The 13,406-nt window shown below is 34.3% G+C and carries 16 protein-coding genes; 10 read left to right on the top strand and 6 right to left on the bottom strand.

Features of this window, described 5'->3' with window-relative positions; genetic code table 11:
• Positions 1-117 precede the first annotated feature (117 nt).
• The 4 genes from ONI09_RS06475 (at position 118) to ONI09_RS06460 (ending at position 4,749) form a co-directional block, all read left to right on the top strand.
• Complete coding sequence (locus ONI09_RS06475) at positions 118-597, top strand: OmpA family protein (protein ID WP_265014004.1); 480 nt, start codon at positions 118-120, stop codon at positions 595-597.
• Positions 598-779: 182 nt separating this feature from the next.
• A complete protein-coding gene (gene tilS / locus ONI09_RS06470; protein WP_264705472.1) occupies positions 780-2,075 on the top strand; it encodes a tRNA lysidine(34) synthetase TilS in 1,296 nt (431 codons plus the stop codon).
• Positions 2,076-2,087: 12 nt separating this feature from the next.
• Positions 2,088-3,926 carry an ATP-dependent zinc metalloprotease FtsH gene (gene ftsH / locus ONI09_RS06465; RefSeq protein WP_265014003.1) on the top strand — a complete coding sequence of 613 codons (1,839 nt, stop codon included), beginning with the start codon at positions 2,088-2,090 and terminating at the stop codon, positions 3,924-3,926.
• Between the two features lie 154 nt (positions 3,927-4,080).
• Complete coding sequence (locus ONI09_RS06460) at positions 4,081-4,749, top strand: hypothetical protein (protein ID WP_010081999.1); 669 nt, start codon at positions 4,081-4,083, stop codon at positions 4,747-4,749.
• On the opposite strand, the gene tmk is transcribed toward ONI09_RS06460, so the two are convergent.
• A complete protein-coding gene (tmk, locus tag ONI09_RS06455; RefSeq protein ID WP_264707522.1) occupies positions 4,742-5,332 on the bottom strand; it encodes a dTMP kinase in 591 nt (196 codons plus the stop codon). The genes ONI09_RS06460 and tmk overlap by 8 nt on opposite strands.
• A gap of 108 nt (positions 5,333-5,440) precedes the next feature.
• Between tmk and ONI09_RS06450 the strand changes: the two genes are divergently transcribed.
• Complete coding sequence (locus ONI09_RS06450; protein WP_265014002.1) at positions 5,441-6,013, top strand: thioredoxin family protein; 573 nt, start codon at positions 5,441-5,443, stop codon at positions 6,011-6,013.
• 5 nt (positions 6,014-6,018) lie between these two features.
• Positions 6,019-7,737, top strand: a complete 1,719-nt coding sequence (locus ONI09_RS06445; protein ID WP_265014001.1) for a monovalent cation:proton antiporter-2 (CPA2) family protein — start codon at positions 6,019-6,021, stop codon at positions 7,735-7,737.
• A gap of 30 nt (positions 7,738-7,767) precedes the next feature.
• Here the strand turns inward: ONI09_RS06445 and ONI09_RS06440 are convergent, their stop codons facing one another.
• Genes ONI09_RS06440 through ONI09_RS06425 form a run of 4 tightly spaced genes read right to left on the bottom strand, consistent with a single transcriptional unit; the run spans position 7,768 to position 10,055 of the window.
• On the bottom strand, positions 7,768-8,385 hold the full coding sequence (locus tag ONI09_RS06440; RefSeq protein WP_182321165.1) for an SURF1 family protein: 618 nt from the start codon (positions 8,383-8,385) through the stop codon (positions 7,768-7,770).
• A gap of 1 nt (position 8,386) precedes the next feature.
• On the bottom strand, positions 8,387-8,863 hold the full coding sequence (gene bfr, locus ONI09_RS06435) for a bacterioferritin (protein ID WP_265014000.1): 477 nt from the start codon (positions 8,861-8,863) through the stop codon (positions 8,387-8,389).
• Positions 8,864-8,922: 59 nt separating this feature from the next.
• Positions 8,923-9,417 carry an RDD family protein gene (locus tag ONI09_RS06430; protein WP_077188432.1) on the bottom strand — a complete coding sequence of 165 codons (495 nt, stop codon included), beginning with the start codon at positions 9,415-9,417 and terminating at the stop codon, positions 8,923-8,925.
• Positions 9,417-10,055, bottom strand: a complete 639-nt coding sequence (locus ONI09_RS06425; protein ID WP_264707526.1) for an HAD family hydrolase — start codon at positions 10,053-10,055, stop codon at positions 9,417-9,419. Before ONI09_RS06425 ends, ONI09_RS06430 begins: the two co-directional genes overlap by 1 nt.
• Positions 10,056-10,222: 167 nt before the next feature.
• Here ONI09_RS06425 and ONI09_RS06420 point away from each other — a divergent pair, with 167 nt between their 5' ends.
• Both ONI09_RS06420 and ONI09_RS06415 read left to right on the top strand, forming a co-directional pair.
• Positions 10,223-10,681 carry a hypothetical protein gene (locus ONI09_RS06420; protein ID WP_265013999.1) on the top strand — a complete coding sequence of 153 codons (459 nt, stop codon included), beginning with the start codon at positions 10,223-10,225 and terminating at the stop codon, positions 10,679-10,681.
• Positions 10,678-11,046: a hypothetical protein gene (locus ONI09_RS06415; RefSeq protein ID WP_265013998.1), complete on the top strand. Its 369-nt coding sequence runs from the start codon at positions 10,678-10,680 to the stop codon at positions 11,044-11,046. Before ONI09_RS06420 ends, ONI09_RS06415 begins: the two co-directional genes overlap by 4 nt.
• Before the next feature lie 185 nt (positions 11,047-11,231).
• On the opposite strand, the gene ONI09_RS06410 is transcribed toward ONI09_RS06415, so the two are convergent.
• On the bottom strand, positions 11,232-11,372 hold the full coding sequence (locus tag ONI09_RS06410; protein WP_153296786.1) for a hypothetical protein: 141 nt from the start codon (positions 11,370-11,372) through the stop codon (positions 11,232-11,234).
• Positions 11,373-11,903: 531 nt separating this feature from the next.
• Between ONI09_RS06410 and ONI09_RS06405 the strand changes: the two genes are divergently transcribed.
• Both ONI09_RS06405 and ONI09_RS06400 read left to right on the top strand, forming a co-directional pair.
• A complete protein-coding gene (locus ONI09_RS06405; protein ID WP_015589462.1) occupies positions 11,904-12,434 on the top strand; it encodes a phospholipase D family nuclease in 531 nt (176 codons plus the stop codon).
• 109 nt (positions 12,435-12,543) lie between these two features.
• Complete coding sequence (locus ONI09_RS06400; RefSeq protein ID WP_006279913.1) at positions 12,544-13,086, top strand: hypothetical protein; 543 nt, start codon at positions 12,544-12,546, stop codon at positions 13,084-13,086.
• Positions 13,087-13,406 lie beyond the last annotated feature (320 nt).

The raw sequence follows: 13,406 nt of genomic DNA, 5'->3' as shown, positions 1-13,406 counted from the left end.
TAAGGTTGTAGAAAAAGTATTTAGTATTTTATTTCCCTTGACTATATTACAATATGGAGAGATATTAGCTAATGAAATTAAAGTTACGCACTATTTAAAATTTATGGAGGTTTAGTAATGTGGATTAGACTGGTTATAATGTGCTGTTTTTGTTTATTACTTACTGGTGTAAGTTCTTGCCCAAAAAAAGGAGCAAATACAACAAATAAAATAAATTCTGTTGTTAAGCAGATAGGTGATAAAAGAGTTTTCTTTGGTTATGATGAATCTAGTATTGCTGAAGTAAGTGCAGATGCATTACTTGACGTAATGGAGGTGTTACAAGATAACCCTGACGCGAAGGTTACTTTAACTGGTCACACTGACAACCGTGGTTCTCATGAATATAATCTTGCGCTAGGCGCTAGAAGGGCTGATGCAGCTAAAAAATTTATGGTTAGTTGTACACCCTACATAGAAAACAGAATAAAAACTGCTTCTAAAGGTGAAACTGAGCCTTTGGTTAATGTAAAAGATGATTCTAGAAATTCTAAATATGAAAAAGAGCATGCTAAAAATCGTAGAGTGGAATTTTCATTTTCTGGAATAAAGAAATAGTTTCTTGCATTAAAACCTCGATCCCAGTGTCAAGCACTGGGATGACATAAAGAAAGGGCACTGGGGTAGACAAAAAAGGACAAACTTGTCATATTTCGTTGCTTGAGCGGGATCTGTATATACCACAAATAAGTCGCGGTATGACGTAAGAGATCTGACCTATCTGGCCATCAAGAGACATAATGGAATTAGAGTTATTATTTCAAAATGTGGTTAATAGTTTTGCTTTCTATAACAATCAAGTTGCAGTTGCAGTATCAGGTGGTGTAGATAGTATAGTCTTACTGCACTTAATGACTAACTGGGCAAAAAAAAACAAGCTTTCACTTCCTATAGCATTAACAGTAAATCATGGATTACGTTCAGAGTCTCAAAAAGAAGCTGATTTTGTTGTAAGTTATGCAAAGGAACTTGGAGCAAAGGAATCGTTCATATTAAATTGGGAAAAGCAAAATATTAAAGGCAATATTCAGTTACAGGCACGAAAAGCACGGTATAAGTTACTAGCAGAGTGGTGTAAAAACAATAATGTTAAATGTTTGCTCGTCGCTCATCACAAAGATGATCAAGCAGAAACGTTCTTGTTAAGATTAGAGCGAGGTAGTGGCGTAGATGGATTATCATCAATGGACTACAAGTCTTTCCTAAATGGTATTTATATATTTAGGCCATTGTTAAATTTTAGTCGTAGTGAAATAGAAAAGTACGCTAAGCTTCACCAGTTAAAGTGGATCGAAGATAGAAGCAATCATGACTTAAAATACAGACGAACTTTATACCGCAACTTACTTAAAGCAAGTGACAATCAAGAGATTTTAACAGAGCGAATATGCCTCACAGCCCTTCATATGAAAAGAGCTGCAAAAGCGTTGATGCACTACACACGCCTTGCGTTTAATGACTGCGTTAATGTGCATGATCTTGGTTATATTGAAATTAAACTAAGTGAATTTTATCAATTGCCAGAGGAAATAGCCTTGAGGCTTCTTCTTTACTCTATAATGGCAATTGCCAGTAAACACTATAAACCAAGGTATAATAGCCTTATCGTAATATTTAATAAAATATTGCAAAAGGATAGTAATGTTAACTGTACACTTTCTGGGTGCAAAATAAGAAAGTATGGAGAAAATATCTTGATAATTAGAGAATCGTCAAAGATACAAGAAATTACCGTAAACCTACCTTTAAATGAACCTACTCAATGGGATAACAGATTTAGCTGCACAATACTCGGAAATCAAGAGTGTTCAGTTATCATCGCTCCATTAAAAAAAACACAAAAAGTTCCTGAATTTCTGAAGGATTACAACTGCTGCCCTGAAGTTTTCTATTCTTTGCCTGTAGTGCTAAAAGATGGAAAGGTGCTTGCTTATCCTGATGTAAATTATAACGAAAAAAATACCAATGACGATAAGGCTCAATGCATTATTAATAGCACGATAAAACAAAATTTGGTAAGCTTGATTAGTATTTAGTTAGAAATAGAAATGAAAAAATTTTTAGAAGGCTTATTGATCTGGTTAGTAATTATTGTTCTTATTTCAGTTGCTTATATTCAGTTCAGCGGAAATGTAGGTAAAAGTAAAACAATTATACCTTTTTCGGAATTTTTAACTAGACTAGAAGACAATGATGTAGAAAATATTGTCATAAAAAACCAGAGCATTGAAGGCAAGTTCAGGGACGGTTCAAGTTTCAATTCAAGCGGTGTCATATATAGCGACCTAATAAAAAATTTACATGATAGAAAAGTGAGATTCTCCTTTTCAACTGGAAATTCTGCCATGAACGTAATTGGTGGATTACTTATCTCATGGGTCCCAACATTTATCTTTATTGGCTTCTTGCTATTCTTTCTTAAACAAACACAAGCGGGGGGCAACAGAACTATAAGCTTTGGCAAGTCAAGGGCTAGACTTATGACTAGTGGAAAAAAAGTAACATTTGATGATGTTGCCGGAATTGATGAAGCAAAAGAGGAGCTAGTAGAAATCGTTGATTTCCTTAAACAAAGGCAAAAATTTCAAATATTAGGTGGAAAAATACCAAAAGGGTGCCTTTTAATTGGCTCTCCTGGAACTGGTAAAACTTTACTTGCTCGTGCAATTGCAGGAGAAGCTAATGTGCCATTCTTTAGTATTTCTGGATCTGATTTTGTTGAAATGTTTGTGGGTGTTGGTGCAAGTCGTGTTCGTGATATGTTTGATCAAGGCAAGAAAAATGCTCCTTGTATAATTTTTATAGATGAAATAGATGCGGTGGGTAGGCATCGTGGCATTGGTCTTGGTGGCGGCAATGATGAAAGAGAACAAACATTAAATCAGTTATTAGTTGAGATGGATGGCTTTGAGTCTAATGAAGGTGTAATAATAATTGCTGCGACTAACCGTCCGGATGTCTTAGATCCAGCACTGCTTAGACCTGGTCGTTTTGACCGACAGATTACTATTTCTTTACCCGATATAAATGGGCGTGAAAAGATATTAAATACTCATATAAAGAAAATATCAATAGCACCAGATGTAAACGTGAAAACAGTTGCAAGAGGAACACCAGGCTTTTCTGGAGCTGATTTAGCAAATTTAGTGAACGAATCTGCACTTATTGCTGCAAGAAGAAACAAGAAGATTGTTACCATGGACGATTTTGAATATGCACGTGATAAAGTGATGATGGGCGTAGAAAGACGATCCCTAATTATGACAGAAGAGGAAAAGAGACTGACTGCATACCATGAAGCTGGTCATGCGATAATTGCTGTTAATATGCCTGCTTCTGATCCTATACACAAGGCAACAATTATTCCACGCGGTAGAGCACTCGGTTTAGTTATGAGACTACCAGAAACAGATAGAGTGTCCCTCACAAGAGAAAAGATGATAGCAGATATTACTGTTGCTATGGGTGGAAGAGTGGCAGAGGAGCTAATTTTTGGCTACGATAAAGTCACAAGCGGTGCATCTTCGGATATAAAACAAGCATCTGATTTATCACGCGCTATGGTAACAAAATGGGGAATGAGTGACAAAATAGGCCCGATCTATCACAATCGCGAACAAACCATACATGGTTCTGAGATAATTTCTGAAGATACGTTAAAATTTATAGATGAAGAAGTAAAGAAAGTTGTGTCTTCTTGCTATGAAAAAGCAAAAGACATTTTGACCAAGCATAAGAAAGGCTTAGATCTCATTGCCGAAAATCTACTGGAGTTTGAAACTTTAACAGGAGATGAAATAAAGGACATATTAAATGGAAAAAAAATTGTTAGAGAGGAAAATGAGAAGAATGAGAAAATAAAAAAATCCTCTCTCTATGAGAGTTGACCTCATCTTAAAAATGCTAATCAGCTAACGCTGCAATAAAACATTCAGAATTGTAACTGTCAATATAAATTGTATTAAAATATTAATAATATTGCATTTTCATCACAATAATGCTATCATTCAGTTAGTATTAATGTTTAATGAGGTGTGAGTAATGATTGATATAGCTTCTATTGGTGTAAGTACAGTTATTGATCAGAATTATAGAAGAAAAGCACAATTATGTTTATCAGGATTATTTGTAACTGTGTCAATAGCAACTGTTACCTGGTTTATTTTCCCTGCGTCACAAAATGTATTAGCTCCGTTTTTACTTCCGGCTATGTTCTTGCTCTTCACTTTATCGATGGGTTATTACATGTTCATATTTAGTTGTGAAGAAAAATCTTTGGTAAAGAATGTTCTTGGTATGGTTGAACCGGCTGAATCGGTAAAGAGAGTGCATTGCCAAGAAAATATTAAGTCCTTATTAGCAGAAGTGAGAAGTACTACGAAAGATAGGTTTCGTAACGTGCTTGTTAATCTTTGTTTTGAAGATCGTAGTAAAGCACACAAACTTGCATTATATGTGAAAGAAATTGACGATATTGTGTCTTCAATAAAAAATAAAGACCTCTTAGACCATTTTGATCAATTTTTTACTATTACTGAAGTAAGCAATAAAAAAAATAGAAGTGAATTAATGAACCTCGCAAGGGCATATAAGATGATAAGTGAAGAAGATCCAGACAAAATACAGGATTTTTTAGCTACTCAAACAAAAAGTTATTCATATGAAATAATGTTACCTGAAATTGATAATTTTCTATCACAAGCTAGGTGATTTTATCAATAATTTCATTGTGTACGTGATTATCATTTTTTGTTTCAATTCCAGTGATAACACTGCACCTAACGGGCTCTTTTATGGCTATTTCCTGAAATCCTTTTCTGACCTTATTGTAAAAATTAACATCCATTTCTTCATATTTATTCTTGTCTTTTGCTCTATTTAACCCAACTTTAACATCAATATCTAGAATGAATGTAATATCTGGATATTTAATTTCCACTAGCTTATGTAAGTCCCTTATTAGCCCTAAGTCAACTCCAAACCCATATCCTTGATATGCAATAGTTGAATCAATAAACCGATCACAAATCACTATTTTTCCTTCTGCAAGAGCTGGTAATATTAATTTTTTCATATGTTCGCGCCTCATCGAGATAAGTAGCAAGAGTTCAGAAATAGAATCAATATTATTCGTTAACAATACTCCTCTTATCTTTTCTGCAAAATCAGTGCCACCTGGTTCTCGAGTCAATACCACATTATTTTCGCCGTGAATTTGCTTAAAATGATTTGCAAGTAGCTTAGATTGTGTTGTTTTACCAGAGCCGTCTATTCCTTCGAAAGTTATGAACATAAGTTTTATAATTATAATACTAAAAAAGAATATGCAAACAGTATACATAGAAACCGTTTGACATTTAAATAATAAGACCGTAAATTACATATAGTATAATAATAGTCTATGGTTGCTCTGAATACTCCTAAAGTCGATTTTAGTTTTACTGCAAAAGATTTTAATCTTTTGGGAGTAGACAATAAATATTATGCATTAAGTGACTGTTGTGGAAAAAATAGTCTTATTATAATGTTTATATGCAATCACTGTCCTTACGTTCAGTCAATTATTAGCAATCTGGTAAGCGATGTTGATCAATTGAAAAAAGATTATCAGGTAAACACCGTTGCAATAATGCCAAATGATGTAAATGAATATCCAGAAGATTCCTTTGAAAATATGGTTAATTTTGCCAAGGAAAATAAGTTTACATTTCCATATTTAATTGATAGTACACAGAAAATAGCTAAAGAATACGGGGCTGTTTGCACTCCTGACTTTTTTGGCTTTAATTCCAATTTAAACCTTTGCTATCGTGGACGTTTTAATAACACAAAAAAAGAAAAGGTTCAAAGCTATGAAGTAGGAAGTAGTGACTTATTTCAAGCTATGAAATTTATTGCAGAAACTGGTAATTCTCCAATTGACCAAAAATCAAGTATTGGCTGCTCAATTAAATGGTCTAATTCTACAGGTTAAATATCATGCACAGTGGCTCTCAGCATTTGTTTGATATTATAATTTTGCTTTCTGCTGCTGTGTTTATAGTCATAGCGTTTTGGAAAATGAATATTAGTCCAGTGCTCGGTTACTTCGTTGCAGGTGCGGTTATTGGTTCTCATGGGTTTAATCTGATACACTCAGCTGAAGCAATGGATAATCTTGCAGAATTTGGTGTAGTTTTCCTATTATTCATTATAGGCCTTGAATTGACATTTGAACGCCTGATCGCTATGCGTATTCATGTATTTGGGTTCGGTTCTCTTCAAGTTATAGTTACCATGGTAGCAATATGGTGCATCGCTCTTGCTTTCGGAGTGAATACGAATATAGCAACAGTTATTGGTGGTGGGCTTGCGCTATCCTCAACAGCAATAGTGTTGCAGGTTCTGCAAGAAAAAGGTTCTCAAGCAAGTCAGGTTGGTAGGTTGTCAATAGCAGTACTATTAATGCAAGATTTTGCAGTAGTACCATTAATAGTATTGGTACCTTTACTTGCTGGCAATTCTGAGCACAGCCTGATAAGCTCATTGGCAGGTTCATTGGTGCAAGCAGCTATTGCATTAGTGCTGATATTTATAACTGGTAGATTATTGCTTAGACCTTTATTTTCGGTTATTGCTAAAATGGAAAGTAATGAGGTCTTTATATCAACAACGCTTTTAATAGTATTAGGAGCAGCATTTATTACTGAGCAATTCCATTTATCGTTGGCATTAGGTGCATTTGTCGCTGGATTGTTAGTTGCAGAAACAGAATACAGACACTCAGTGGAACACGCGGTATTACCATTTAAAGATTTGTTTCTTGGCTTATTTTTCATGACTGTTGGTATGTCCATCAATACCGAACTTTTACTCAATAAGTTACCACTAATTACTTTATTATCGATTATCCTTATCGTTTTAAAAACATCTATCATATATATATTGTGTAGATTTTTTGGATTTAAGAGTGCACCTGCTATACAAGCTGGGTTACTGCTTTCACAAGGCGGTGAATTTGCGTTTATTTTATTTCGCTTAGCAGATGAGCTAAATGTGCTACCAAGTGAAATCGCTCAAGTACTTATGATGGTAACTACAGTAACCATGGCTTTCACTCCTCTTTTATCGGGGCTTGGAGATTGGATAGCAAACTCATTTAGCACTGAGAAAACAATATTAGATGATGAAGCTGTTGAAACAGATACACAAGATCTTTATAACCATGTGATAGTTGCTGGATTTGGTAGAGTGGGATATATGGTAACAAAAATGCTTACGGCAGAGCATTTAAGTTACGTTGTTGTAGATATTCAATCGAAAATAGTCAAAGAAGGAAAAAGTGATAGTTTTCCTATATATCTTGGAGATGTTACAAGATGTGAAATTTTAAAATCGGTAGGAATAGAAAGAGCTCAAGCTCTCGTTATTTCAATAAAGAATGAAGTTACTATAAAAAAAGTTGTTTCTTTAGTTGCAGCAAATTTTCCGCATGTAAATATTGTAATACGCTTACCAGATCTGAGTAATGTGGAGGTTTATGGAGATCTAGGAGCTAGTAAAATTATTCCTGAAACATCTGAGATAGGATTGCAGCTAGGTGGAGCTGCACTGAGCCTTAGTGGTATTAGCGAAAGTGGAGTTACGTCTTTAAAAAGTAGATTCAGAAAAGGCAATTACAGTATGTTGAAAGACCTTGGTAGTGATAAAGATGAATAACTACTTTTCTAATTTTATGTACAGAAAGCTTCAAGCTTTATTGAGGTTTTGCCTATAGTAAATTACGCACATAATCAACCAAGTTAAGGAAAGTGCAAACCAAGTGATTGCATATTCCAAATGCTTCATTGGCTGTATAGCTACTTTGCTGCCAAAATTGTTCGGCCACAATACACACTTCTCTAGCTTAATACCTAACTCATTGGAAATTTCTTCTGTACTCAGGGTAAACCATGTATTCGAAGCAGTATCGTTCTTGATAAACCAATTTTTGCTTTTATTGCTATCGCAATATAAAATTCCATCTGCAACTACTTTTTCAATTTTTACTTTTTTCTCCTTTTTTTCTCTGACTATTCCTTTATTCACCAACATGTAACGTCCAGTGGTGAGCAACATAGGAGACAGCACGTGATAGCCGTGTTGCCCTGCAAAAACATATAGTTCTATATCACTTAGAATCCCATCAATCTTGACATGCCTATAGTTAAATTTTTCAAGGTCGTTATTGGGCAATAGATGAACCACTGGAAGACTCATACTTTTAATAATATTATTCTTCCAGTTCAATCTGAATATTTGCCATAACCCTAATAAAAAAAGAAGTGAGCAAGGTATAATTAAAATAAATACTATCTTTTTTAACACTCTATATTTGTGTTCTTAAATAGTTTTCAACACCCATTAGTTCAATAAGATCGATCTGTTTCTCAATCCAATGAAAGTGCTCTTCTTCATTTTTTAACATCTCTTCTAATAACATTACACTAACAAAATCCTTTTCTTTCTCAGCGATAGAAATCGTTTCTTTGATATCCTTAATACCTTTTCCCTCTAATTTCAAATTAGCTTCTAAGATTTTCCGTATTGTGTCTTTTGTAAACTTTCCATCATACTTTGATATTTCGTTTGTATCCTGAAAATTTGGGACTCCTTTAAATAACAAAATTCTTTCTACCAACTTGTTTGCATGTTCAAGTTCTTCGTTAAGCTCATTTTTTACCTTTTCTGCAAGTCTATTAATTCCATTGTTTTTGAGAATCGCAAAATGCAAAAGATACTGGCGTACAGAAGTCAGCTCATTGGTCAATAATTTGTTCAAATGTTTTACTATCTCTTCATTCATAATCTTCCCTTAGTTCAATTCATCAGCATAATTTATATGATAACGATAGTTATAGCAACTCATTTAATAGTTCCTTTGATAACAACCGTATTAAATAGCATGTCGTGGTATGTCTGTTTTTTCTTAGAGAAGCAAGCAACTAGATACCAGCAGAGAGTGAGTAGCACTATAATTACTTTCAATGCACTCAAGACATTCACTAATACTTCCTGATCTCGCAAAAATTCAGTAAGGACAACTACTACACTGTTTAACAAAGGAAGAAAAAACTGGGAAGAGCTTCTGTCAAACGCTAAATTCAAGTCTATTTTAGAATTATCTAAATTGATAGTATACATATTCATTAACTGTTGACCGGGAGTTGCTTGGGCCTTTGAAGATATAAAATATGTGAAGTAACTACAATTTACACACATGTATGATAGATGTAAAATCAACGGAGAATCCTCTAATAGCAGTATAATTAATAAAGTTGGAATTAATAAAATTGCTACATCTATTAAATACGCGCAAAAGCGTCTTGTTATACTGGCAATCTCTGTAACAGCGGTCATTACCTATCTTCTAAATACTTTATTACAAAATCTGTAAGTTTATCAAAATGTTGAAAACATAACAAATCTTCATAACCGCTTATTGATGGACCGTATATAATAGGTAAACAATTGGCATTTTGTGCACACAGAACATCTGTGATGCTATCACCAACGAAAAACACATTTTCTCTATTTATAGGCAACGTACTCTCTTCTAATGCAAATAGCAGTGGGGTTGCAGATGGTTTATCTTCTGCAGTATCGGATGACCCAACCACTCTTTCAAAGTAAGAATCTAGTTTAAAATAGGTAACTTCTTCACGTAAATTAGTATTTTTCTTATTACTTACTATTGCTAGATAAACATTGTGGCTTTTCAGTGTCTGCAACATTTCCTCTACTCCTTGATTCAGAGCAATGTTTTGTAATAGCGCATTATCTAAGTATTGTTGATATATGTGATTTGCTTTTTTCCACTGATCGCCAAACAAATTGACCATATAGCTCTTTCTCGACTCATGGGAATTTCTATCAGCAGCTTTATTACTATACCCCATTGAGTTTATGGTATGCTTAATAGCATTAAAAATGTTATCTTGAGTGTCAACTAAGGTATTATCCCAATCGAATACTACTGCTAATGGGCTATCTTTCATTTCTTACATAATTATACATTTTAACTTAATAAGTAAATAGCATTTTAATGAAAAAGATATAAATAGGACGCCCTTGATAAACACTTTTTACCACAAGTTATGTTAACTGTTTTTTATATAATTAGCTAATATACTGGTTATATGATATGTTTTAATAGGTAACAGGTATGGCCCAGACATCTAAAAAAAGTGTTGAAAAAAAGTTTAAAGATGTTTTTGAACGTTCTCCAGGTGCTTTTCCAGAAGGTACCTCATTAGAAGAGAAGGTTAATTATATCGCAAAAGGAACAGAGGCTCTAAAAGCTGTGAAAAGTAAGGAGCTTGAGAACAAAATGAAAAACGTTGCAGAATTGAGTCAGAAATTTGAAAGTCAAAAAGGACGTGCAGATGAAAAAGTACGTCAAGATTTTGAAAGAATTGCTGAGCTTGACCAACAATATAAAGGGAAGGGCATCTTCACAAGTGAAAAAGTTGCAGAGCCAAAAAGTGACAAAAAACTCCAAGACACTCCGAGAAAAACTACAACAGCAGTTAAAGACCTTGAACATAATACACAAAAAAGACTACTGAAGCTTCTGTGCAAACAGCATCAGAGCACGATTCACAAACCGTTAATCCCTCAGTGAGCAAGAGTTCTATAAAAGAGAAGCTCAACACTGAGCCGGACAAAAAAGATACCACGCCTCAACCACAAGAAAATCAAAAAGAAGAAGGGTTTTTGAGTCTTCTGAAGCGCTTTGTTAAGAAAATATTAGAAAAATTTTTAGGTGAAGGTGAAAAGGATGTAGAGAATGCTCGTGGCATGAAAGAAGATGCTCAAAGAGATACGTCAAATAACGAAGAGCAACAAAAGAGTAAGCAGCTTGATGAAATTTTAAAGGACAAAAGTGTAAGCGAGGGTTTGAAGCAGGCAACAAAGCTTGAGAACCCGGCAATAACGCCTGTTAATACTCCTAAAGTGAATGAAGTAAACACGGGTCGTGAAAGGTGATCCGCTTTCAAGCTTCATTATACCGCCACGAACCGTCATACCGCCGCGGTATCTCATCCGCTAACAAGTAGCGGGATGACGATTGTCAGGGTGTCATCCCAGTGTCCCTATGATGTCATCCCAGTGCCCTGACTACTTGGATCTAGCAAGCTTTGCTTGCAAATAAGTCTAATACGCGTCGCGTTTTATGCCAAAACACAATTGGAGTTACATGCAAAATAGATCCCAGTGTCAGCTACTCGGATGACAAAAAAAGGAGCACTGGGATGACACCATTTGTTGTATTTAACAAAGTTCGTACTTAGCTTCATGTTAGCTATAAACATTAAGAAATTTACCAAGCGAAAAAAAAGGCAAAAGAAGCCCCAGCTAATATCTATTTTAGAACATTGGCGTTTTTTAAGTCTTAAACACTGCAATTTAGCTGCTTTTAAATGCAACTCACCTTAGTTTAAATGTTTAAGAAATTTACTAAGCAGAAAAAAAGGCAAAAGAAACCCCGTGTTAGCTAGTTGTCACTCCCTAATCTTGCAAATTGGTGTACTATACTGTCTTAAACGACTTATAAGCGCGTTTCAGCTTGTGTAGGTAAAAACCTAGAAATATTGTGAAGACATAAGGTGCACATAGTGCAAAAAATTAAAAATAAGACGCCAACTACGTTATTTTCTTGCTGTTTAATCTGCACAGATGAAGATAACTGAATACCTCCAGTTTCATGATAAGGGGGCTGGCGGAGTTTGTCAAGTAAGTTTTTTCGTTTCTAACGGTTGTTGCCAAAAACTATGCAAGAAGTCTATTGACAGGTGATTAAATTATAATGTAGCCTATCGCCGTATATCCGGGGGTGGGTTGTTGTGAGGCTTTTTCACTTTTTATTCTTGTTAATGTGTTTTTCTCTGTATTACTATGCGGGTTTTATATTTTCGCCCTGCCCAAAAGCTACGGTTTGCTTTTCACCTGGAGAAGATTGTGCTGTACCGATAATCAACGTAATAGATCAGTCTAAAAAATCTATCTTAGTTCAAGAATATACATTTACTCTTGGAACAGTTGCAAAATCTTTGATTAATGCTAAAGAACGCGGTGTTGATGTTAAAGTCATCTTAGATAAATCGCAACTCTACTCAAAATATAGTGTTATAAATGAATTATTTTCAGGTGGAGTACCAATTTGGATCGATGATAAGCCAAAGATTGCTCATAATAAGATAATGATTGTTGACAATCAAAAAGTCATCACAGGGTCATTTAACCTTAGTAAGACAGCTAAAAAAGGAAATGCTGAAAATTTATTAATTATTACAGATTATCCTGAATTGATTCAGCAGTATGTGAAAAACTGGGAGGCACGAATGTCACAATCTTACAAATACGCTCCCAACTAATCGAGAGCGCTTGCTCAAAATCAGTTTTAAAAACAGCAAGGGAGAGCTTTTTTGATTGATTGGCATAATGATTATGATATAATGAACTAAAAATTTAAGGAATAAAGTAATGGATTATATAAATGATGCTGCCGGTAGCTACACTGCTATTCATGATTTTTTTCAAAACAACGGTGTTGGAGATTACAAAGTTCAATGCAATTATGGTGGGGTGCCGTATGCTACTGATGAGTACGTGCATTCTGGCGATAAATTTTGGAGTAATAATTTCATAGACTCACATTTTGGCAGGGAAATAAAAATGTATCCTCAAAGTGAACTTTTAGCTAAAGAATATGCTGGAAATACGTTGCCAGTTTCAATATCACTAGATAAGGATTTAATAAAAATGAAGGAATGTCAGAAAAAAACGAAATTTGTGGAACTAGAAAGGGAATCAGGTGATTTAGTGCATGATAAGCAAAAGTATGTAAAGTGTTACACAACAAAGCTATCATATGATGATGTACATATTTACAATAACGATAAAGTTTCAACATTTAGCATAAAATACGACGTGCCAAATGATCCGAAATACAGTTTAAATATAACATTTACAAAGGTTAATGATAATAAACCAGGATTTTGGCAGAAATTTAAAAATATGTTTTAACGTGACCATTCACTGGTTTTTACTCAATCAACCAACAACAGTTAATATCAAATTTTTATAATTAAACAATATGCTATTTTTTAAAACTTTCATTCTCCTTGACTATGTCAACTTCACAAAACAACTCTTGGACCAAATGTATCTGGCATAACACCTTTTGGTAACTTGCTACTTCTTTTTTTCCGCATCTCCGACAACAGCCATTGATATTCCACTACATAAGGCTTGATTTTTGGTAGATCAACTTTTTTATGAATAATACTATGCTTCTCCTTAAATTGACCATTTACCCTAAACGCTATTAGCTTCCTTAAAATTTA

Origin of the sequence: Wolbachia endosymbiont of Drosophila pseudotakahashii (assembly GCF_026015925.1) — a bacterium.
Lineage (GTDB): Bacteria > Pseudomonadota > Alphaproteobacteria > Rickettsiales > Anaplasmataceae > Wolbachia > Wolbachia pipientis.
Note: the sequence above shows the minus strand (reverse complement) of the source record. Positions and strands in the feature narration are given on the sequence as shown.

Bases quoted from the DNA above. Each gene is read 5' to 3' on its own strand.
- ONI09_RS06400 (WP_006279913.1), top strand. From the start codon at position 12,544: ATGGATTATATAAATGATGCTGCCGGTAGCTACACTGCTATTCATGAT.
- ftsH (WP_265014003.1), top strand. From the start codon at position 2,088: ATGAAAAAATTTTTAGAAGGCTTATTGATCTGGTTAGTAATTATTGTT.
- ONI09_RS06460 (WP_010081999.1), top strand. From the start codon at position 4,081: ATGATTGATATAGCTTCTATTGGTGTAAGTACAGTTATTGATCAGAAT.
- ONI09_RS06475 (WP_265014004.1), top strand. From the start codon at position 118: ATGTGGATTAGACTGGTTATAATGTGCTGTTTTTGTTTATTACTTACT.
- ONI09_RS06425 (WP_264707526.1), bottom strand. From the start codon at position 10,055: ATGAAAGATAGCCCATTAGCAGTAGTATTCGATTGGGATAATACCTTA.
- ONI09_RS06445 (WP_265014001.1), top strand. From the start codon at position 6,019: ATGCACAGTGGCTCTCAGCATTTGTTTGATATTATAATTTTGCTTTCT.
- ONI09_RS06430 (WP_077188432.1), bottom strand. From the start codon at position 9,417: ATGACCGCTGTTACAGAGATTGCCAGTATAACAAGACGCTTTTGCGCG.
- ONI09_RS06420 (WP_265013999.1), top strand. From the start codon at position 10,223: ATGGCCCAGACATCTAAAAAAAGTGTTGAAAAAAAGTTTAAAGATGTT.
- ONI09_RS06410 (WP_153296786.1), bottom strand. From the start codon at position 11,372: ATGTTTATAGCTAACATGAAGCTAAGTACGAACTTTGTTAAATACAAC.
- tilS (WP_264705472.1), top strand. From the start codon at position 780: ATGGAATTAGAGTTATTATTTCAAAATGTGGTTAATAGTTTTGCTTTC.
- ONI09_RS06450 (WP_265014002.1), top strand. From the start codon at position 5,441: ATGGTTGCTCTGAATACTCCTAAAGTCGATTTTAGTTTTACTGCAAAA.
- tmk (WP_264707522.1), bottom strand. From the start codon at position 5,332: ATGTTCATAACTTTCGAAGGAATAGACGGCTCTGGTAAAACAACACAA.
- bfr (WP_265014000.1), bottom strand. From the start codon at position 8,863: ATGAATGAAGAGATAGTAAAACATTTGAACAAATTATTGACCAATGAG.